The organism is Vibrio sp. SCSIO 43135 (assembly GCF_023716665.1).
Taxonomy (GTDB): Bacteria; Pseudomonadota; Gammaproteobacteria; order Enterobacterales; family Vibrionaceae; genus Vibrio; species Vibrio paucivorans.
In genome coordinates this window covers 1,665,791-1,685,680 of sequence record NZ_CP071859.1, presented here as the reverse complement: position 1 = coordinate 1,685,680, position 19,890 = coordinate 1,665,791, and the positions used below count along the sequence as shown (strand labels likewise).

Annotated in this window: 16 protein-coding genes; 2 read left to right on the top strand and 14 right to left on the bottom strand. The window is 43.8% G+C overall.

The genetic code is table 11. The annotated features are described in order from the left end of the window. Window positions 1–9 precede the first annotated feature (9 nt). The 4 genes from J4N42_RS07605 to J4N42_RS07590 all read right to left on the bottom strand — a co-directional run bounded on the left by J4N42_RS07605 (window position 10) and on the right by J4N42_RS07590 (window position 4,004). Window positions 10–702: an AAA family ATPase gene (locus J4N42_RS07605; RefSeq protein ID WP_252027237.1), complete on the bottom strand. Its 693-nt coding sequence runs from the start codon at window positions 700–702 to the stop codon at window positions 10–12. Further along, window positions 702–2,738, bottom strand: a complete 2,037-nt coding sequence (locus tag J4N42_RS07600) for an SLBB domain-containing protein (protein ID WP_252030804.1) — start codon at window positions 2,736–2,738, stop codon at window positions 702–704. The genes J4N42_RS07605 and J4N42_RS07600 overlap by 1 nt, the downstream gene beginning before the upstream one ends. A gap of 67 nt (window positions 2,739–2,805) precedes the next feature. Next, window positions 2,806–3,636, bottom strand: coding sequence for an OmpA family protein (locus J4N42_RS07595; protein WP_252027236.1), 831 nt, complete (start codon window positions 3,634–3,636; stop codon window positions 2,806–2,808). A gap of 47 nt (window positions 3,637–3,683) precedes the next feature. Then, the gene (locus J4N42_RS07590; protein ID WP_252027235.1) at window positions 3,684–4,004 is read right to left on the bottom strand and encodes an STAS domain-containing protein; all 321 of its coding nucleotides are present in this window, start codon (window positions 4,002–4,004) and stop codon (window positions 3,684–3,686) included. Window positions 4,005–4,298: 294 nt separating this feature from the next. On the opposite strand from J4N42_RS07590, the gene J4N42_RS07585 reads away from it, so the two are divergent. Further along, the gene (locus tag J4N42_RS07585) at window positions 4,299–5,147 is read left to right on the top strand and encodes a DNA ligase (protein ID WP_252027234.1); all 849 of its coding nucleotides are present in this window, start codon (window positions 4,299–4,301) and stop codon (window positions 5,145–5,147) included. 80 nt (window positions 5,148–5,227) lie between these two features. Here J4N42_RS07585 and J4N42_RS07580 read toward each other — a convergent pair whose 3' ends face one another. Further along, entirely contained in the window at window positions 5,228–6,598 is a 1,371-nt protein-coding gene (locus J4N42_RS07580; protein ID WP_252027233.1) for an MATE family efflux transporter, read from the bottom strand. A 158-nt stretch (window positions 6,599–6,756) separates the two neighbouring features. Between J4N42_RS07580 and J4N42_RS07575 the strand changes: the two genes are divergently transcribed. Continuing rightward, the gene (locus tag J4N42_RS07575) at window positions 6,757–7,383 is read left to right on the top strand and encodes a riboflavin synthase subunit alpha (RefSeq protein ID WP_252027232.1); all 627 of its coding nucleotides are present in this window, start codon (window positions 6,757–6,759) and stop codon (window positions 7,381–7,383) included. A 29-nt stretch (window positions 7,384–7,412) separates the two neighbouring features. Here the strand turns inward: J4N42_RS07575 and J4N42_RS07570 are convergent, their stop codons facing one another. The 9 genes from J4N42_RS07570 to J4N42_RS07530 are packed head-to-tail and all read right to left on the bottom strand — an operon-like array spanning window position 7,413 to window position 19,873. Beyond that, on the bottom strand, window positions 7,413–8,126 hold the full coding sequence (locus J4N42_RS07570) for a protein kinase domain-containing protein (protein ID WP_252027231.1): 714 nt from the start codon (window positions 8,124–8,126) through the stop codon (window positions 7,413–7,415). A 40-nt stretch (window positions 8,127–8,166) separates the two neighbouring features. Beyond that, a complete protein-coding gene (tssM, locus tag J4N42_RS07565) occupies window positions 8,167–11,589 on the bottom strand; it encodes a type VI secretion system membrane subunit TssM (protein ID WP_252027230.1) in 3,423 nt (1,140 codons plus the stop codon). 3 nt (window positions 11,590–11,592) lie between these two features. Then, on the bottom strand, window positions 11,593–12,786 hold the full coding sequence (gene icmH, locus J4N42_RS07560) for a type IVB secretion system protein IcmH/DotU (protein ID WP_252027229.1): 1,194 nt from the start codon (window positions 12,784–12,786) through the stop codon (window positions 11,593–11,595). A 5-nt stretch (window positions 12,787–12,791) separates the two neighbouring features. Further along, the gene (gene tssK, locus J4N42_RS07555; protein WP_252027228.1) at window positions 12,792–14,123 is read right to left on the bottom strand and encodes a type VI secretion system baseplate subunit TssK; all 1,332 of its coding nucleotides are present in this window, start codon (window positions 14,121–14,123) and stop codon (window positions 12,792–12,794) included. Window positions 14,124–14,148: 25 nt separating this feature from the next. After that, window positions 14,149–14,631, bottom strand: a complete 483-nt coding sequence (tssJ, locus tag J4N42_RS07550; protein ID WP_252027227.1) for a type VI secretion system lipoprotein TssJ — start codon at window positions 14,629–14,631, stop codon at window positions 14,149–14,151. Then, window positions 14,631–15,581, bottom strand: a complete 951-nt coding sequence (locus J4N42_RS07545) for a type VI secretion system-associated FHA domain protein (RefSeq protein WP_252027226.1) — start codon at window positions 15,579–15,581, stop codon at window positions 14,631–14,633. The genes tssJ and J4N42_RS07545 overlap by 1 nt, the downstream gene beginning before the upstream one ends. A gap of 22 nt (window positions 15,582–15,603) precedes the next feature. Continuing rightward, window positions 15,604–16,344 carry a transporter substrate-binding domain-containing protein gene (locus tag J4N42_RS07540; RefSeq protein WP_390903514.1) on the bottom strand — a complete coding sequence of 247 codons (741 nt, stop codon included), beginning with the start codon at window positions 16,342–16,344 and terminating at the stop codon, window positions 15,604–15,606. Continuing rightward, window positions 16,344–17,333, bottom strand: coding sequence for an ABC transporter substrate binding protein (locus J4N42_RS07535; RefSeq protein WP_252027224.1), 990 nt, complete (start codon window positions 17,331–17,333; stop codon window positions 16,344–16,346). The genes J4N42_RS07540 and J4N42_RS07535 overlap by 1 nt, the downstream gene beginning before the upstream one ends. Then, window positions 17,330–19,873 carry an MFS transporter gene (locus tag J4N42_RS07530; protein WP_252030803.1) on the bottom strand — a complete coding sequence of 848 codons (2,544 nt, stop codon included), beginning with the start codon at window positions 19,871–19,873 and terminating at the stop codon, window positions 17,330–17,332. Before J4N42_RS07530 ends, J4N42_RS07535 begins: the two co-directional genes overlap by 4 nt. Between the last annotated feature and the right edge of the window lie 17 nt (window positions 19,874–19,890).

Below are 19,890 nucleotides of genomic sequence, written 5' to 3'. Positions count from 1 at the left end.
GGCTCCTTGCTAAGCGGATTGGGACAGAAACTCATTACGTGAGAACCACGATTCAACTTTCTGACGTAGCTTCTGAGGTAGGGGGATTCTCCTGATTTCACGGATGATCTCTAAGCTGAGTGAAGGCTGATCCTTAATGTTCAGTATGCTTCCAAGCAACTCGATATTTCCACAATTGAGTAGCTCGGTTGCTGCTTGTAATTGGCTGGTGGTATTGACGCCGCCACGTACGACCAACACGGTTTTTTCGCATGCGCTTGCAACGCTTTGTGCGGGAATATTTCCTTTGTTAACTTGCAATAGTGGTGAAGTGTCAACAATCACGCGGTCATACTGTTGATTCCATGCGGTGACGGCTTTAGCCATTAATGCAGGGTCTTTATAAGCAAGCTGAGTAGAGCGGTCGTTGGGTATTGCTACGCCGGTAAACAATTGATGCGACTCTTTGTGCTCAATCCAAAGTGCTTGGCTTTGGTCATCACTTTCGCTGAGTTCAAGCGTGCGAAAGGCTGGGTTGAACATGTTGAGGTCAACAAGCAATGTGTTATGGCCTGCGAGCAAGTAACGCTCTGTTAAAGCACTTGCGATAGAGGTGACGCCGTCACCAGATTGGCAAGCCGTAATACACAGTGAGCGACATCCTGCTAACTCAGCGGCTAGATAGATTTGCTCGATTTCTGCATGGGTCGCTGGAATAGTCATTACAGAGCTCCTATCAATACGATGGTGGTGGTTAGGCGTAGAATGTCTTCTAGGCCAACTCGCGCTTTTTCTATAAAGCTTTCACGTCGATCTGGGATGTAGATGGTGTCTCCGGCTCTAATGACTGGCAGTTGATAGATGTCTGCAGTTTTACTGAAATTGATTAAATCGAAGGTGCGAGCTTGTCCTTGACAGCACGACATGTTCACAACCGAAATTTTCTCCAAATAAGCATTGTCGCTTGGGCCGCCGGCCTCAGCCAGAATATCTAAGATGGTCATATTGTCGTCAAAACTGTAGCGGCCAGGCTTGTTGATGGCACCAAGGACTCTGACGGTAGATTCCTTAGAGTCGTCTAGCCAATTGCGGTCTTTTTCTGGAATGTAGATAGTGTCGCCCATGGTCACTTTGGGCAGTAGGCTTTCATCACCCGTTTCAAAGTAAAGTGAAAGGTTTAGCTTACTGACTTGCGAGTAAGTTTTGTCGCGATGAGTTACGCGGATGTTGTGAATATCGGCGTCTTTGGTCGGGCCATCAGCGGCAGACAGAATGTCGAGGAAATGCATTTCTTTAGTAAACTTGTAACGTCCAGGAGCATTAACTTGGCCAAACACATAGATAGAAGAATCAGAGCTTTGACGTACCCATTGTGCTTTGTTGTCAGACGGATCTTGTGGCAAATCATGAACTCTGACTATTGCGCCTGCAGAGATATGTGGTAGTTCGCTGGGTTGAGCACCATTTTGAATGAAGCTATCTAAGTCGAATACATGAGTTTTTCGGCTGGCGGTCACAACTTCAATTCGGGTGGTGTCTGCTCGGCCAGTAGGGCCACCAACGTGTGCAAGTAAGTCAATTAAATCCATTTCATCTGACCACTCGATACGCCCTGGGCGAACCACTTCACCTATTACGCTGACGGCGCGATCAGGTGCGACTTTAAGCCAAGACTTCTCGTTCATGTCTGTTTTCTCAGGAACGAATATCGCATCGCCAGGTTCGATAGTTGGTACACGTCCACCTCGAAGACCCTCTGTATAAGCCGTTAGGTCGAAACGAATAACTTGACCATTGGCTTTGATCACACGAATTTGGCGAGATTCTGCAAAACGGGTAGGGCCACCAGCGTTAGCAAGGATATCCATAAAGGTAGCGCCTTTTTTGCCTTCGAATGCGCCTGGTTTAGCCACTTCGCCCATGACGTAAACCATATTGGATCCAGATTTAATTTCTTCTTCTTGCTTTGGTACAAAGATGGTGGCTCCAGGAGTAAGTTCAGGTAATAGGCTTACATCTCCACTATCAAGGTAGCGCTTTAAGTTGAATAGTTTAGGCGTATTGTTGGTAATGACTCGGATCTGCTCTACCGTGGCATAACGGGTTACACCACCTGAGCGCATAAGAATATCGACTAGGTCAGTCCCTTCTTTGTAAGAGAACGAACCGGGTGCGTTGACTTCACCAAACACTTTAATCGCACTGCGGCTATCTGAGCTGTCACCGGAATCTGCGAGCTTCGCTGGATCAAAGGTTTGCTCGATATTGCTCACGAGTGGGGAGGCAGGGACAAATAATGTATCCAGAGATTGTAGTGGCGGTAATTGGGACTCGTCGCCAGTATCTAGAAAGGCTTTGTAGTTAAAGTTAGTTTTCTCTCCACCTCGTTTAAGCAACATATTGTTTAACTGAGCACCTGAGCGTAAGCCGCCAGCAGCATGCAAAGCCATTTGCACATCAGCAGAGTTTGGTAACGTGTATTCCCCCGGCTTTTTCACATAGCCTTGAACCGAAATTAGGATTTGCTGTTCTGCGATGAAAACGCTGGCGTTAGACAGGTCACGAAATACAGTTTTTAGTGCGCGGATGACGTTCACTTCTAGTTGCTCTTCGTCATAGCCTGCAACGAATAGTGGGCCAATTTCCGGTAGGTTAATACGGCCACGTTTATCAACTTGGAAGCCGCGATTCAAGGTACTTTCACCAGGTAAGTTAACTTGAATAAGGTCACCAACCTGAACCACAGTCTTATCTGACATGTTTACTTGCTCAGCATTGGTGGTATTTACAAATACAGTGAACAGTAAAATCAGTAGCAAACTTAGCTTATTCATAACGACCTCCTTGCTGCTGCGCTGCGTGGTCCTGAGTAGAGATAATTTCGATGCTTACTCTACGGTTGGTTAAGTGAACTCCAGGGGTATCGCCTTCGAACAGAGGAAGCGCTGAGCCGAGAGAGTTTGTTTTGATTCGGTTAGGTTCTAAGCCAAAGATTGTTAGGTAGCGTTTTACTTGTTTAGCACGTCCCATGGCGAGTTTTTGGTTGTATGATTCGTCACCTGTGGAATCGGCATGGCCGGTAACGGACAAGTTGAGAGTCGGGTGTTCACGCAAAATATTGGACGCTTGAGCCAGTTTTCCCATGTATTTTGGGTTAATTTCTGTCGAGTCATAAGCAAACTGGTTATCGACATTCAGTAGGTCAAAAAGCTGATCGATGATGGCAAGCTGCATTTGGAACTGGCTTTGATTCATCGGAGGTTGGCAGCGTGTTTGAGAAGTCACATAGTCAAGTTGCAGCTCTAGTTCGTTTAGACGTTTACGCTGAATGACTAAGTCGTTTGCAGCATCGAGTAGTAATCCGCCTTCAAGTTCGCGTGCAATTCGATTCTGTTTTTCCAAAGCTTGAACGACTGCTGCTGGGAAGCACCATTTCGCACCTTCACGGATAAGTGAATCTAGGTGTAGCTTGGCGAGCTGCCAATCAAAACGTAAACCGTGTTCAGGACCTAGCGGTTCATCAGGCATTACTGGTGAGAAGTCTGCCGCAGTGTACTGTTCAGCTAATCCCCCCGTACCGTGCTCTGCATGGCTAGTACAACCAATACAAGTGGCTACGGATACAGTTAGGGCTATGTGTGTGATAAATGAGTTCATGCCAACGTCCCCTGTTAGTGATTTATAGTTATTCTTGTACTGTGCGATCAGTGCGTTTTTGAGTTAACAGGGATTGCTTGGCCGATACGCAATAGATTAATGATTTCTAATGGTTGGCCTCGCACGTTTTCGATACGCATATTACGTTCACGCTCGACTAAACGCTTGTATAGGTAGACAAGTGCACCGACACCAGATGAATCCAAAAAGTCGACTTCGCGGAAATCTAGTTCGATTTCATTGTGTTCATCTCTCGCGATCACGTCGTCGATATGGGGCTGAGCATCTCGACTTCCGTCGGCATCTAAATTACCGCTGATGACAAGAGTTAGGATTGTGTCGCTTGCTTCAATTTTTCGCATTTCCATGATGGTATCTCCTATGTTGTTTCTAGGTTAGGAGCAGGTTCTGTGCCATTAATTATTGTGTTTAAAATCAATGTGATAGGAGTGGTCTGGAGAGTTTTCTCAAATTGAAATATCGAAATTCTCAAATTGAGAATGAAAATTTCAATGTTGAGAAAGGTATGTTTTACCCTTGAAACACAAGCGTATGTTAGTGGTGCAACCATCAGAGGTGAGTCGCAATCGGGTTGGAATCAGGTTGAGTTTGGCCAATAACCAAGCAAAATAATCAGGTATTTGATTACCACTAGGGTTGTTATGCGGTTACGACTGTCGACATTATCCATTGCACTTCTTATTGCTCTGCCTAGCCATTCGGAAGCAGAGCTCGGTTATGATCTCGCTGTCATGAATGCTAAGAGTTATCAGGCGGGCATCAACGTTTTAGATTATTGGAAGAGTGAAAAGCTGGATGGAATTCGTGCGATATGGACCGGAAGCCAACTGGTCACTCGCAACGGTCATCGGATTTTTGCGCCCTTGTGGTTTACAGAGTCTCTCCCAAATTATCCTCTTGAAGGTGAGCTTTGGGCTGGGCGTGGAAATTTCCATGTGGTTCAGCAGACGGTATTAGATAAGTACCCAAATAATACGCTCTGGAAGCAGATTGATTTTATGATCTTTGATATGCCAGAAGCTGCGGGAGACTATCAGAAGCGCTACTACAACATTGTATATTGGGTAGAGCAAGTGGATGAAGCTCACATCAAATATATTGAACACACCCCGATACTATCGGAGAAGGAGCTATTTCATCACCTCGATAATATTACCGACAAACAAGGTGAAGGCCTTATGCTGCGGAAGATTTCATGCCGTTATCAAGCAGGGCGAAGTACCGATATGCTAAAGCTTAAAAAACACCAAGATACGGAAGCAACCGTGGTGGGGTATAAAGTAGGAAACGGTAAGTTTGCGGGTATGATGGGCTCACTATTAGTTCGGCTGGACTCGGGATTGGAGTTTTATATTGGGAGTGGTTTTTCTGAGCTAGAAAGGCAAAACCCACCTAAGATAGGCAGTGTGATCACTTTTCGTTATAACGGGCTAACCCAAAACGGTGTCCCCAAATTTGCTCGGTATGTTAGAGAGCGCGTGACGTACTAATGCCCGCTCGAATGCAATGATAAAGGCCAGTAACTCATGAGTTACTGGCCTTTATCGTTACTTGGGTTTGAGTTTTGATTCTACTTAGCAGCGAATTCGAGTTGGGTGCTGTCGTCTTGTTTGTGCATCCAACGCAGCCTGATACCTAGCATTAGTGCTGCAGAGGACAAGCCGACGATGAAGCCTATCCAAAAACCATGTGCACCCATTGGTTCAACCACCCAATCTGTCATACCCAAGATATAACCTGTTGGTAGGCCCAGAATCCAGTAGGCGATAAAGGTTCGATTAAAGATCGCGGTCATGTCTTTGTAACCACGCAGCGCACCTGCTGCTACAACTTGAATGGCATCCGTGCATTGGTAAACCGCTGCGAATACGAGTAGTTGCACCGCCAATGCGATTACAGCGCCATTGTCGGTATACAGGCGTGCGATTTGTTCGCTGAAGATCAAAGTCAGTACAGCGGTAAACATCGCGGCTCCAAGACCAACCATGATCCCCACATGAGACGCAATTTTAGCACCCTCAATGCTTTCTTCTCCTAGTTTATGGCCAACACGAATACTAACTGCGGCACCGATACTCATCGGTAACATGAATACGAGTGAAGAGAAGTTAATTGCGACTTGGTGGGCAGCAACAATCAGTGGGCCGAGTGGAGCGACCAGCAAGGCAACAACTGCGAATAGGGTTACTTCAAAAAAGATTGATGCTGCTACTGGGAAGCCTAGCTTAAATAGGCGTTTAACGGCCTTGAATTGTGGACGGTGGAACTGACTGAACACGTTAATGTGGGCAATTCGTTTTGAAGTCAGCACGTAGCCCAGCATTAGGAAAAACATCACCCAGTAAACGATAGCAGTAGCAACACCACAGCCGACCCCACCTAGTGCAGGTGCTCCGAACTTGCCGTATACAAAAATCCAGTTAAGCGGGATGTTGATAAGCAAACCAATAAAGCCAATCACCATTGCTGGTTTGGTCATCGACAGACCATCAGTTAAAGAACGTAGGGTTTGGAACAGTAAGAATGCCGGTACAGCATACATAACGGCGTCCATGTAACCATTGGTTTTCTCAGCCATTAATGGCTCAACATCCATCAACCCCATAATATTTTGGGTTTGCATTAGAACGCCAACAATTGGGAATGAGATTAACAAGGCAAGCGTAATACCTTGGTGAATTTCGAATGGTATTTTAACTTGGCGGCCGGAGCCATTTAGCTGAGCGACAACTGGAACCAACGCCATCAAAAGGCCTACACCAAATAAAATGGAAGGAAGCCAAATACTAGCCGCGATTGACACAGCTGCCATATCGGTTGCGCTAACTCCACCTGCCATTACGGTATCAACAAAGCTCATCCCTGTTTGTGCGATCGAAGCAATGAGTACTGGCGTGGCGAGTTTAATTAGATTTGATGCTTCTTTTTTATAACGATGCACACGTTTCTCCTATATATGACCCAGGAAGAAATCAATCGATGTTGACACGAGGGTAGTGAGTAAAAAGAGACACCAAGTGAGAAAATGCTATTTGGTGTTGCTCGGCATAATAAAGAAATGTCACACTAAGCACCATCAAAAACTCACGGATTATTCAAATGTTTACTGGAATTGTTCAAGGAATGGCTACGGTTGTTGCCATCGACAAAAAGCAAGATTTTCAAACTCATACAGTAAGGCTGGAAAGCAGCATGAGTGAGGGCTTAACCATTGGTGCGTCGGTCGCGCATAATGGTTGTTGCTTAACAGTAACAAAGATAGATGGTGAGCTTATTTCGTTTGATTTGATGCAAGCGACACTCAAACTTACCAATTTAGGTGAGCTAAAGGAAGGGGGCGCGGTAAATATTGAACGTGCTGCCAAATTTGGTGACGAAATCGGCGGACACAGTATGTCTGGTCATATTTCGCTTCAGGCGCAAGTGAGTGATGTCATTGATACGCCGAACAATCGCACCATTTGGTTTACTTTACCAATGGATGTGATGAAATACGTGTTAGCCAAAGGTTACATTGGCTTGGATGGTTGTTCGCTAACGATTGGGGAAGTGGAACAAAACCGATTCAGCGTCCACTTGATTCCAGAAACACTGGAGCGCACGTTGTTTGGCCACCGAAAAGTAGGCGATCACATCAATGTGGAGTTTGATCCTCAAACCCAAGCAATTGTTGATACCGTTGAGCGAGTCTTAGCCGCTAAGCAGATAGTCGAAAGCAACAGATAGAGACTAAGCTTCTTTAGTTTAGCCTTAGGTTAAGTTCGAGCTTTGATGCCACTTAACAAGATCATTTGATATCTTGAAGGAATGTTAGTCATTTGAGGCTGCATTCCTTTTTTAATGACAGTGTCTATTTCGTTGCCACCAAATGGGTGCGAGGCTGTGCAGCTTGCTAACGTGACAGCGAGTGAAAACCAATCACGCTCAATTGTAGGGTACTGATCGTCCGCAATCACGTGGGTGAAGCGAGAGTATTTAGGATTACCAGCCACGTATTTAGGGTAGGGAGCGTTTAGCTTCATTGTTCCGCCAAAATCAATCAGCATTGCTCTGTCTTCAGCAGATACCATGATGTTGCTTGGGTTGATATCGCCGTGGATATAACCGTATTGATGCAATGAGAGCAACCCCCGTTCAATGGAGCGGATTAATTTATTAGAAAGCTTATGTTTTCGGCTGAAGTAACCTAAATTGATTCCATCTATTTGTGGTAACACGGCCCAATCTACTAACGAATAATGTTCATATTCGAGTATCGGTACCCAGTGATTTGATTGATGTCGGGTTAAGAATTCGGCTTCTTGCTTTAGTTGCAGCTTTTGCAATCGTGTTGAGGCCAGTTTGATAACGACATTGCCATATGCTTTGTGATTAGCGCACCAAATATGAGGCTTGAGCTGCCCCATAATTTGGTAGCCTGCCTTTTCAATCTGTACCCGTATAGTTTGAAAAGGCGGCTCCTTATTCACTTCTGTTTTTCCGGTGGGCCCGTCGTTAAATGGTGGGGTGCTAGATATCATTTGGCAACGTAAAGCCGGAAAAGAACCCAGGGACAAATGGATTAGCTTGGCCTGCCGTCTTAATCGATAAGCTTACGCTACTGTCGCCGTACTCAAACTCGACTTGAGTATTTTGTGCGTTGGCGCTTTTCACTCGTGGTTCGATCAAACGGAACCAATTCCAATTACCGCTATAGTCTTCGTTAGCTATTGAAGCTGTTTGCGCTTTTAGGTTAATACTCAGCTTCTCTTCAAGCTGAGCGTCACCCAGCCATGCTTGTTCACTCCATAGTGTTGGGCCGTGGCGATAGGTAAAAATGGCCTTATCAGCAGAGATTGAAAACTCTGTTAGATTTGGGCTCATACTGGTTGCTTTTAGTTTGAACTGAACCGTCACGTTGTTTGGATCGGAAAGAAACAGTGCCTGACGAATGTCTTTAGCTTTGTCGATCATTTGCCACAGTTCTGGGTCAAGTGCCAAACCACTATTATCGAGAAGGCCCGCTAGAAACGGCGTGTTGTCTTCTTGAATAACAAAACCTTTCAGGCGCGTATTGTGGAAGGTGTCTATTGTCCCCTCATTGGCAAAAAATGCTTTTACATCCGCGACACTCGCATCAATTTTTGAGCTTCTATTAAATGGATAAAAAGAAGCAAGGGTTTGCTGGTACGGTGAATATACTTCCGATTTCCATGAGCTGTTCAGGTGTTCATGAGCAAGTGAGAGAACCATTTCATTAGCTTGGTTGGTTATGTTCTTTATGAGTTGTTGAATAACCTCTTGGTGCCCTGAAGATTGTTGAGAGAGAACCAAAATTGGGTTTTCTGCTTTTAGTGTTGCCGACAGGGTTTGGTAAGCCAGCTTTTCTGGCTCGTTCGATTCATAGAACTTGGTTAACCATTTCTGACTGGCGGTGAAGTATTCAAGCAAAATATCGATCGGCTTCTGATTCTGCTCATTGGGTTTAATCATTTTGTGATAGTGCTGGAAGCTAAGCGTGATTTGTCTTGCGGCTTCTTTCTTATCAACGTCTTGAAGTTGTTCTTCTTTCGGCGCGTCTGGGTTCGCAGCGTCAGCTGGTTGCGGAGCCATGATCTCAACAGAAGTGTACTTACTTACGGTTGTATACAGGTTGCTGAGTGGGTTATCAGAGGCGATAGATAGCGTATTGACCGCTCTATTGAGATCGCTTGGTGTGGTAACTGGCGTTACTTCAATGTGGCGCACGAAATCACGCCAATAATTGATGTAGTCGTTTTGATACTGTTGTTTCAAATCTCTACTGATGCGGTGCAACTCAGCTGCACTCGGAGAGGCTCCTGCTACACCTTCATAGGCTTGGAGTGCTTCTCTAAGTATTGGTGAATCAACAGAGAGATCTAACTCATTAAATCCAGTTGGAGTGTAAATATGTGGGACAAGGTAGCCGACGTATTCTGGAGAGAAACTGAATTGAGTTTGAAAGTTACTACCTAGCTCACTTCTAACGTCGATACGATTGGAAAATGAATCTGAATTTAGAATGTGGTCGTAAAGCAGCGTCTCGACGCCCGTTTGATTGATGACCTTTTTCGCTAAACTTTCTAAGTCAGTATTTGCTTTGATCGGTACAAGGTTTCTAGCGAAAACTTCATCAAGCAGGATAGTCAATTGAGCAACATTCGCACTGTCTGCTTCACCTTGATCTTTCAAAGAGTTTACGAAGTAGTTTTTTAGCTCTTCGATATTGGTTCGCTTTTCGTTGAACAGCAGACGATAGTTGTTTAGCAAAGACAGGGTTTTTGCCTGATCTTCCAAATTCACGTAAACAAACAGGTCTTTCTCTAGCGTGTTCTCCATGGATGGAACAAGTACTTGCTCGAGTTCAGTAAAATATGCTTCTTCTACGTCAGTTTTAATACTCGAACTTGGCATAAAGGGCAGTGTGTACCAAGGGTCTGGTTCAAGGTATAGCGAGTAGATTGTATGTAAGGAATAAAGATTAGGAATATTCCCAGCCATATTTTCAATGTCATAAGGAGAAGCTGAGATGGCCTCTTTATAACGCTCCAGCATTGCGTCTGCTCGTGCTTCACGTTGACTCTGATAATCAAAGTCGAGCTTAAGTACAGCGAGCGTCGCAGCAAAAAGGCCGACCCACGCAAAGGTGTAGCCTACTTGAGCAAAAAGTAGGGAATTTTCTTTGCGTTTATTGACGCCAACCAATTCGTGTTCATTAAGGACAACATGGGACATCAAGTGCTGCGCAAACAAGGTTTGGTGTACTGGAATCTGCTCGTGCTGTTGGAATGACTCATTGCCTAGAGAGTAATTGATGGTACTTGCCAGCAGATCATTTTGTTCATGGTCTTGGCCGTTGTGGGTGAAATAAAACCCGCGAAACATTAAACCGTCACTCAGCTGTTCTCCACGATACAGGCGCTGCAACAATTGCCATAGATTTTGTTTGAGAAGTCCGAATTGAAAAGGCGCGCTAGCAATCGAGTTTCGATATTCTTGGTTTAGTTGCCCGGAAAGAGCATTGCTCATATTTGCAATTAGCTGGCCAATCAAATGGTCATATTGTTCATTAAACCAGTTAGCATCGATCCCGCCATGTTTCTGGTAAGGGATAGTTGCGCCGAACACATCGTCACGTTTTGACTCATCAAAACCGGAGAAGAACTGACAGAAGTCACTGATGCTTCCCAAGTTTGTTACCACGTTATAGACAGGTAGTGAAAGCCCAAAGGTCTGATTGAATGTAGTGATGACCGACTTCATTTCGTCAGCATATTGCGAAATACTTTCGTTAGAATCGAGTAATAGAGACACTTCAGTAGTGAGTAATACACCGTTGACAGCCTGTCTTGGACGCCACTTCATTAAACATTGGCAAAGGGTCTTAAGGTATTCTGGATGTTGATCTTCGCCAGTACTTACTGAGATTAGGATCGAGTGTTCACTTAGCCAAAAGAGGATAGGAAACTCAATGTCATTGCCAAAGTCGTCGAGCTTGTAGGCTTCGTAACCCATCTGAGTAATGACCGTTTTGTCCTGCTGGGGATCGGAGCTCAACATAAGGTAAATAGGTTGGTCGTAGCGGCTGTTAAGGCGCTTCTTGCGCTTTTGAAGTTTAAGCATGCGTGCGAAATGCTGACTTAAAAGCTTTTTACGCTTTGCGATTAGGATTCGCTCTTGAGAATTAGTTTCCGATTTTCGCTTTGATTTAGTCATTAACCAATAGGTAACAAAAGCACCGATCAGGGCGGTGACAAAGCCAATGATTAACAATGCTGCAAGCTGATCTTGGAAAGAAGTAAACCAAAGCCCACCCGAAGTGAGTGCATATACCAATACGAAAATGAGTAGAGATACTAAGACTGCTTTTAGTTTGCCGCTTTTCTTTTGCTGCTTGCTATCTTTACTTGAAGACTGACTATTTGACGACATAGTTTACTTACTCTCTTCACTAGGTAGCGCTTTTTCATTGCGAACGATGATGGCGTTAATTTGGTTGTTTTCCTTAAACCAATTTTTAATTTCTCTTGCTTGCTGCGCTGTTTTCGTTCGTACAATCACGCGGTAGTAGGCTTTGTATTGATCAATAACCGGTTCGTACTTAGACGCCGAAAGATTGCTTAGGTAATTTTCTGCATTGCTCTTGGCTGAGAATGTTGCCAATTGAACCAACCAATTTGATTGGCTAGTAGCAAGAGACTGAGGCGCTGGAGTATCAACGAGCTCAACTTTACTTGCTCGTTGTGGGAGTACGTCGAGATCCTGATCATTGCTAATGAAAACAATATCGTTTACTTCTCCTGAAAGAACGTAACGTTGACTGAAGTCTTGAAGGTAGTTGAAATCACGAGCGCGTTGAGGGTGTGTTTTATCGTACCAAAAATAGGTTAACCCTATGCTGGTGGCAATCAGACAGCCGAAAAACAGTGTCGTGACTAGGTAGCGTTTACGACGTGTCGGTTTACGTGTCTTTGGCATTTTAGTTTTGATATTACAATGAATACCACTGCCTTGACGGTATTGGCTGACAACCTGTTCGAGCTGATGAACAAAGGCTTTTAATTGGTCGTTACCAGAGTCACGATATTGGCCTTTAAATCCAATATTGAGGAAAATGTAGATAACCTCTAGCAAATCGATAAGCTTATGTGGTTGCCTTACCGCTTTTTCCGCTACTGAGAAAAACAACTCACCACCGTTACGCATTCCAAACAATTGGCTCAATAAGGTTTTGTTTTCCCAGCCACGCTTTTCGCCCCATTCAGTATAAATAATGAACTCGTCGATAACGACAGCGTACAAGAAGCAAAGCTTATCTATAACCGCCACGGGGTAGGTAAGTTCTGCGCCTTTTGCTTTGATATCGTTGATACTCTGAATCAGTTGCTCGCGGAGAACTGATAAATCTTCGGGCTCAGGTAGTGTTGAGATTTTTAAAGTGGTAGACAACAATTCGCTACTGATGTTGATCAGTTGGTTTTCTGCTTTATCAAAGTGTCTCAGAAACTCCACTTGAGCGCTGGAGGCTTTTACGTGAGATTGCTTAACCTGAGAAAGGCCATCAGTTTCATCTTGAACTTGGCCTGTGTCTCTATCCCAAACGAGCGTTTCTTCATCTACATAGTCCATCTAGGCTACCTCAACGCATAAAGCATGACTTCGAGCTCTGGAATACGCGCATCTACGTGCAGTGCTATAGCATCACGCTGTTCAAGCATATCTTTCCATGTTTTATCAGAGGTATCGACTTCAAAGTAGGCCACTCCTTGCATTGGTTTGAGTTCGCTTGGGGCGAGAGGAAGAGGAGATAAAGCGATACCAGACAAAGAGTTACGCACTAGCTCAACGATGCGAGTATTACTACTCAGTTTCGCAGAAATAGGGAACAGCTCATTTAAATCGGATGTGCTGATGGAAGATTTAACGCTGAGAACGAAACGCCTATTTGCAACGCTCGCTGCATCTTTGATGATTGTTCTTAATAGGCGGCGTTTTTCAAACAGCGAACTATCCCAATTGAACTCTATCACTGAGTCTTGCTGGACGAGTGTGAGCATATTTCGCAAGCTAGAAAAGAGTGGGTTAAAACTATCGTATAAACGATGGTATTTAAGTGGCTCACAAGTATCTGGAATAGCAGGAGTTAACGCCATTACTTGCGCTTCAAACTGTTTGAGTTTGCTGTACAACTGATGAGTTTGAAGCTTTGAATTTGCAATCGTGAGATCGAACCAAGGCATCCATGTATTCAGTGTCTGCAGCCATAGATAGTCTTGCATTAAGGACTGAGCACTCTTCTGCCCCTGGCCTGCTTGAATCCGTTTCAGAAGGTTTTGCGCGCGGTTACTGACCAGGGCGTGTATTTCCTTTACTCGCTCGGTTAGAAATGCTGAGGCGCCATAGTGTAAACAAGCAGGAATAAATGCTCTGTCTAATACAACCTCGCCAGACTCATTACTTTCTAGGATTTTACATACAGGAATAAGGGTAAAGCCTGAAGTGTCGTCTGACTCAAGCTTCAACGTTATATTAAGTCGCGCAACATCTATTTCTACGCTTGCGTTCTCAGACGTTGAAGTGTCAAAGACATTAATAGGGTGAGTGAGATAGCGGCTTTGATCTTGCTCATTTTCGCTGTAGTCGTTGTTACCCTGTAGCGAAATCGGTAAAGCAATATATACCACCGTCTCAATTGTACCCTGAGGAATTTCCAATAGGATTTCATTGTTAACTTCAAAGTGAGTACCATCAGGAAAAACGCCAGCACAACTCGGTAGCGCCAACTTGCCAATTTTTAGCAAGTCGTGGTTGATAGTAAAATCTGTGATGCCATAAAACGGAGAGAATCCAGCGAGAGTTTCTACATTTTGACGAATATAGTTTTGAACGTAGCGGTCTTGTTGTTGAAAATGCTGTGGGGCTATGAACATCCCTTCTTGCCATACTACTTTTTTAAACGCGTCCACGTGATATCCCTATAGTTTATTCTTATTAAAATACCTGCCACCAACTAGAGTCGGGCGTGATGATGTTGAGCTGAGCTTTAATTCCCGACAAGTAGAGTTCTACATACTGATCTTCGTCGGTTGGTAACATGGTTACAGACTTTGCTTCACTGTTTTGATAGTCCGCAAACTCGACCAATACAGCTAGGTATTGGGTATTCTTATTCACATCAATTTCGATGGTTTGATTAGAGTTGGGTAACACCGCTGGCAAAATTTGTTTTGATACTAAGTTCGCGGCAAGCAACTGTATGTCTTGGTTATATAGATCGATAAAGGCTAACTGAGAAAACATTTGCTTGTCTGTCAGTTGGTACAATCGAACGATAACGGGGTTTGCTTGGTTACCCTGATACGTATTCAATGTCGCATCGGCTTTGATACTAAAGGTATGCTTGGTCACTACTGGCACAGGGTCTGAAGAACACCCTGCAAGAAACAACGCGACAGCAACAAACCATTTAGCCATTATTGCTCTTCTCCTTGCTTCTGCATGTTTTCCATAAACAACGCTTTAAACTGACGACGGAAATCTCCGTTATCGCGTCGATGCTGAAAGTGCTTACGGTAGATGCGCCAATATTTCTTATCTTTACTGGTAAACATGCCTGACGAGACATATTCACTAAACTGACTCTCTAGATTTGTTGGAGCGAACTCGTTTAGAAACTGTTCCACAGTTTGCTCAAGCGCATTGAATAGTGCTTCATGCTGTAGCTGAGGGTTCTGCAAGAAACGCTGATTCTTTTCAGTTAGGTGGATAAGCTTATCGATGGAAGCTTCAATGTGACTATTGTTCTGCTCAGTATGTACAGGTAAATACTCTAGCTCTTTGCTGGAATTACCATTCGTATCAATACTTTCAACTTCGTCTATCTCGATATTAGGTACGACTTTATCTTGATCTAGGTCTTCAAACGGATCTGCAGAGAAAGGGTCGTCGCTAAGCACGTTCTGTTTAGAAAACTGAGCGGGTTCTTTATCGACTTCTATCGGTTTACTGTCTTCTAAGAAATCCATCTCATCATTAAGATCTAGCGAGAAACCTTCAGAGAATGGGTCATCATCGGTTGCTGTGCTGGTTTCAGTAACGTTGGTTGTACTGGTTAATGTACTGACTAACATGGTGTAGCTTTCGATTTTGAGCACGTCACCATCGTTGAGCGGATATTCTCTTTCCTTAGCAAGCGGTTTGTCATTGAGCAGGACGCCATTGTTGCTGGTATCTTTGACAAAGTAGGCGTTGTTTTTTAAAACGATTTTACCATGTACACGTGAAATGCGTTTTGATTGATCGGGCAGGGCGATATCACAGGATGGCGAGCGCCCAAATTCTCCACCGTTTTCCGGTAGATATACGACACGAGAGGTAACAACCTCTTCAGCGGGTACAGAAATCAAATGAACACTGATTGCCACTAACTTATCCCTCGCATTATCTTTATCCTTTGCACTGTGCTACAGCGGCATTAAAGCTTTCTAGGAAGCCTGAGTATTGGTTGAGAAAACGTTTAGAAAAGTAAACGCCCATCTCTTTTGTATCGAGCAATTCAGAACGAAAGAAATCTGCTGGAAGCAGGGCTTGCTGAAGTTCAGTTTTGAACACAAGCTCATCTTCTAAGGCAATATCAATTTCCCTTTGTTTTAAAAGCCTTAGTAATACTTTAGCATCACGAGGCTGTTTGACTACGTTAAAACCATTACGTTTTAGCCAAAACCATTTATTGGACCCAAATTTGGCAGAAAACTTAAGGTTTACCTTTGACAACTCATCAATCTTCGGCTCAACGCCAGGGCCAAAATACCAACTGAGTTTTTGTTGAGCGATTGGATCGGAAAGCGTTGCGTATTCGTCACGCTCGGTAGTTTGTGTTGCCACAAAAAAACCGTGCTGAGAGCCACTATGGACACGAAGCTGAGCATCAGACCAACTGGTCATCGTGATTTGGTATGGTTGCCCCATTTTTCCTAACGCACATTTTACTTTGTCTAACGCGATACCGTGCATTTGGCCGCCGGTATACTCTTGGTAAGGCGCCCAATTTTGTGTGGTGAGCTGTAGCCGAGCTGGACCTACGTGACTTGAGAGGCCAGAGCTTTGTGCGAAAGAGTGAGCAGACCATAGTATGAGGAAAGGCAATAATACAGCATGATGTCTTTTATTTATGGTCTGTCCTAACATCATTGTTGCTTCCCTATAATTTCGGAAATCTTCAAAATAGAAACGGGTGGATAATAATCTAACTGTTTGGCTGCGTTAATATTTACAATATACGAATACTGGCTTAATGCTTCAATCGGAATATCACTAATATTCATCGATTCATTCAAAATTTGTTCAGTTTTATATGCAGCAAATTGTCCTACATTGTAATATCGGCTGACTATACCGAACAGTGCATCATAATTTCGTATTGGTGACTCGGTTGCAGAAAAGGTTGGTATTCCCTGATTATGGATAGAATCTACGATAACCCCACCTTGAGCAATGATATAGGAGTCCGGTGGCAGATAAGCAACATCAACGCCATCCTCTGCCATTTTGCTACTGATAATATCAACCGACCCAGCAGATGGCTTTTCATCGACAATATCAAGTGGGTACAAATTTACTTGAATATTGAACTTCCTGCCGAGCGCAGCAATATTGTTTGCAGTTATTACCGCATTATTTTCGAGGGGATTGTAAATGATGCCTAGAATATCTACGTTAGGTAATTGGCTGATTGCTTTTAATTGAACATTGTGCGGAACAATATGACTCACCCCAGTAAAATTACGATGGTCGCTATTTAAACTGTCTGTGATTCGTGACCCTACAGGATCGGTAACAATACTGAATACGACAGGCGTAGAACTGGTTAGGCTAAAGGGAGAAGGATTGTCTACCGTTCCAAGTAGAGTACGAGTAATCGTTGTTCCAAACGTATATATGACATCCGCCTGATGCTCTTCAAGCGAAGAGATATGTGCAGCCAACGTCGCTTTATCTCTATTTGCATCCAGAACAGTAAACTTTACAGAGTTTCGTTCAGACAAATAGCTCATATAGCCTTTTTCTGCTTCTGTAATACCGCGCCATAACAACATGACCACGTGCTTTTCTTCACTGGCTTGAACCATGAAATTACACGCAAAGGTGATAACAATAAAAGTTAGCCACTTTTTCATGATGACACCTCTAAACTTTTTTGGTCTAAACGAGTAAAGGTAAAGAAAAACAGCAGCAGAGCGAGGGAGCTTGCTAACAGTGCACCACCGAATAGCATGATTGTGAAGTTGTATCCGAAAACGCTCAAAGCTAAACCTGCGAGCATCGGTCCTGCAATATTGCCAATGCGCTCCGTCAGGCGGAATATACCGATGACTTTGCCACGGTTGATTCCCTGACTAGATAAAAGCTCAATGACCAAGGGTATTTGTGGTGAGACACATACACCATGTGCAATACCAATAAAGATTACGATCATCAGTATTCCCAACGTTCCTTGGACAAAATAGATATTAAGCAACGCAAGGGCTGAGATCAGGCCGCCGATAAAGATGAACGCGATCTTGTTATTAAACTTATCAACCAGAATGGCACTGATAGGAGAGATAATAATGATTGCCAGACCATAAGCCATCATGACCCGACCGGAGGCTGCACTGCTTTCCCCTAAGAACTGCAAGTAAACCGGGCATATGTAATAGAGGAAACCTGTCAGTACGATTTTGGCGGGGATTGCACTGCATATAGTGATCAACGCGAAGTATTTGTTGCTTAGCAGTATACTGAAATCGGACAGCTTCACGGGTTGGCTGTTGTTATTTACATTGGTCCGCTCAAAGAAAACAGATACTAGTGCAACACTTGCAAATGCCAGCAGGCCAGCAAATATAAACGTTGCGGAGTAACCTAGTTTATCCGCTAAAATCCCACCAATTGCAGCACCACACAATGAACCAGAAAAGAATGAAGATAAGAAGGTTGCCATGCCTTTGGTACGACTATTGTCATTGGTGGTATCTGAAACATAGCCTTGAGCAGAAATAAATACGATACCGTAGCCAACGGCGGTAATGGCACGTGTGACGAGTAGGATCTCTAGAGATTGAGTGATTGCCGTACCAAACAATCCCAAGCCGGTGATGATGCCTCCGACCATTAATGAGTGTCGTCGGCCGACTTTATCTGACCAGTATCCGGCAAAGGGCAGGGAGAGTGCCCAGCACAACATAAACAGAGAAATAGGTAAGCTCGTCACTAAGTTTTCAGGAATCCATCCATAAGAGTTTTCAAGTGAGGACACATAGTTTGGAAAAAACGCCAGAGAAGCCGCCTCGGCGAAAACTAGCATGAAGAGCGGCAATCGAATGAATCGATAATCTTGTGACTCGATTAACTTTGTTTCTTGTTCTGGGTTAAGCTTTACTATTGCCGAGTTAGCCCGCTCTAGTAATTGACCAATTTCGTCCCGTGAGGTCACTTTAGCCACATGGCTAACAATGTCTCTGTTGATAGTCATAAAGACTTTTTTGACTTGATGCCACGGCGAAATGATCATGAAGTTACACATGAAGAGAATGATTTCACTTACCACCAAACATGATGCAACCAACACCGTGAGCATATCCATCAGGCTTTCTTTCAGCATCTTCAACAGTATGTTTTCGTCGGTCGATATATTTAAGTGGATCTGACTACGGCTACCAACTTCGATATGACTAGCATTGGAAAGATCACCAGTCGTTTCTGGGTAGTGATACAGATGTGCATCCTCGTTGCTCAAGGCAATTGCGGTGATTTCTTCATGTCCCTCGGTGTAGAATGCGAATTCTTCTTCTAGGCCTTGAAGGCGATCAATGGGTACTCCCTGAGACAAAAGTCTATCGACCATTGTTGTCAGCGCGTCTCCAATTAAATTCGATTTCTGTTCAAGTTTAAGTTCGTAAAGCTGCGAAAATTTGTTAAGAGATAAGTACGACGATGTCACATTGGCTGAGATAGTCAGTACTATCGCCAGGACAATCACAAACAAAGGGAAGTGTTTCTCTCTTTTTTGATTCCATTTGCTTTTACTTTGACTGAACGATAATGCTCGGTGAGCATCTTGCAGCGTTTCTACTGTGACGTTTTCACTGCTTGCTAGAATCGAGTCGGCTTTTTTAACGCGATTCGATATACCCGCTAGTAACACTTTAAGAAAAATAAATCCGCAAATAGACGCTACCAATACCGAAAACAACGCGTAAAACAGCTGCATGTTCAATATGAAAGCGGTCTGTTTTTCTAATTGATCAATTGAGTAGTGGAGTTTTAGTCTTCCTTCAACAACCCCAAAAGTGTTGGTAATCGTAGAGGTGAGTTCCCGGTCGGACTCGCTTTCTTGTGTCGTAGCTTGAAATAGTACAGCGCCATTTGCGGCTTCAACGGAAATTGACGTTATGCCAGGTGCCAGACTTATACGCCTATCAAGCAACGCTTGAATGTTACTGATCGCAGATAAAGGTAAACCAAGGCTAATAGCTTGATTGATATCGTTTTCAGTTTCCTCCAATACAATGTCGTAGATTGAATCTGATGTTTGAACGATACGCTTCTCAAAGTTAAGGTAATTGAGTACCGTATTTAGACTTATTGAAAAGAGCAAGACAGACAAAATGGCAAACGATAGCTTTGCTCTTAAGCTGAAGCTAAATTTGCGTTTGTCGTTGTTAACAAGGTCCATCTTGCTCATTTTCTTAT

Coding starts and splice junctions, on each gene's coding strand:
- tssJ (WP_252027227.1), bottom strand. CDS start 14,631: ATGGCTAAATGGTTTGTTGCTGTCGCGTTGTTTCTTGCAGGGTGTTCT.
- J4N42_RS07590 (WP_252027235.1), bottom strand. CDS start 4,004: ATGGAAATGCGAAAAATTGAAGCAAGCGACACAATCCTAACTCTTGTC.
- J4N42_RS07535 (WP_252027224.1), bottom strand. CDS start 17,333: ATGAAAAAGTGGCTAACTTTTATTGTTATCACCTTTGCGTGTAATTTC.
- J4N42_RS07530 (WP_252030803.1), bottom strand. CDS start 19,873: ATGGACCTTGTTAACAACGACAAACGCAAATTTAGCTTCAGCTTAAGA.
- tssM (WP_252027230.1), bottom strand. CDS start 11,589: ATGTCGTCAAATAGTCAGTCTTCAAGTAAAGATAGCAAGCAGCAAAAG.
- J4N42_RS07540 (WP_390903514.1), bottom strand. CDS start 16,344: ATGTTAGGACAGACCATAAATAAAAGACATCATGCTGTATTATTGCCT.
- J4N42_RS07605 (WP_252027237.1), bottom strand. CDS start 702: ATGACTATTCCAGCGACCCATGCAGAAATCGAGCAAATCTATCTAGCC.
- J4N42_RS07575 (WP_252027232.1), top strand. CDS start 6,757: ATGTTTACTGGAATTGTTCAAGGAATGGCTACGGTTGTTGCCATCGAC.
- icmH (WP_252027229.1), bottom strand. CDS start 12,786: ATGGACTATGTAGATGAAGAAACGCTCGTTTGGGATAGAGACACAGGC.
- J4N42_RS07600 (WP_252030804.1), bottom strand. CDS start 2,738: ATGTCAGATAAGACTGTGGTTCAGGTTGGTGACCTTATTCAAGTTAAC.
- J4N42_RS07595 (WP_252027236.1), bottom strand. CDS start 3,636: ATGAACTCATTTATCACACACATAGCCCTAACTGTATCCGTAGCCACT.
- J4N42_RS07585 (WP_252027234.1), top strand. CDS start 4,299: ATGCGGTTACGACTGTCGACATTATCCATTGCACTTCTTATTGCTCTG.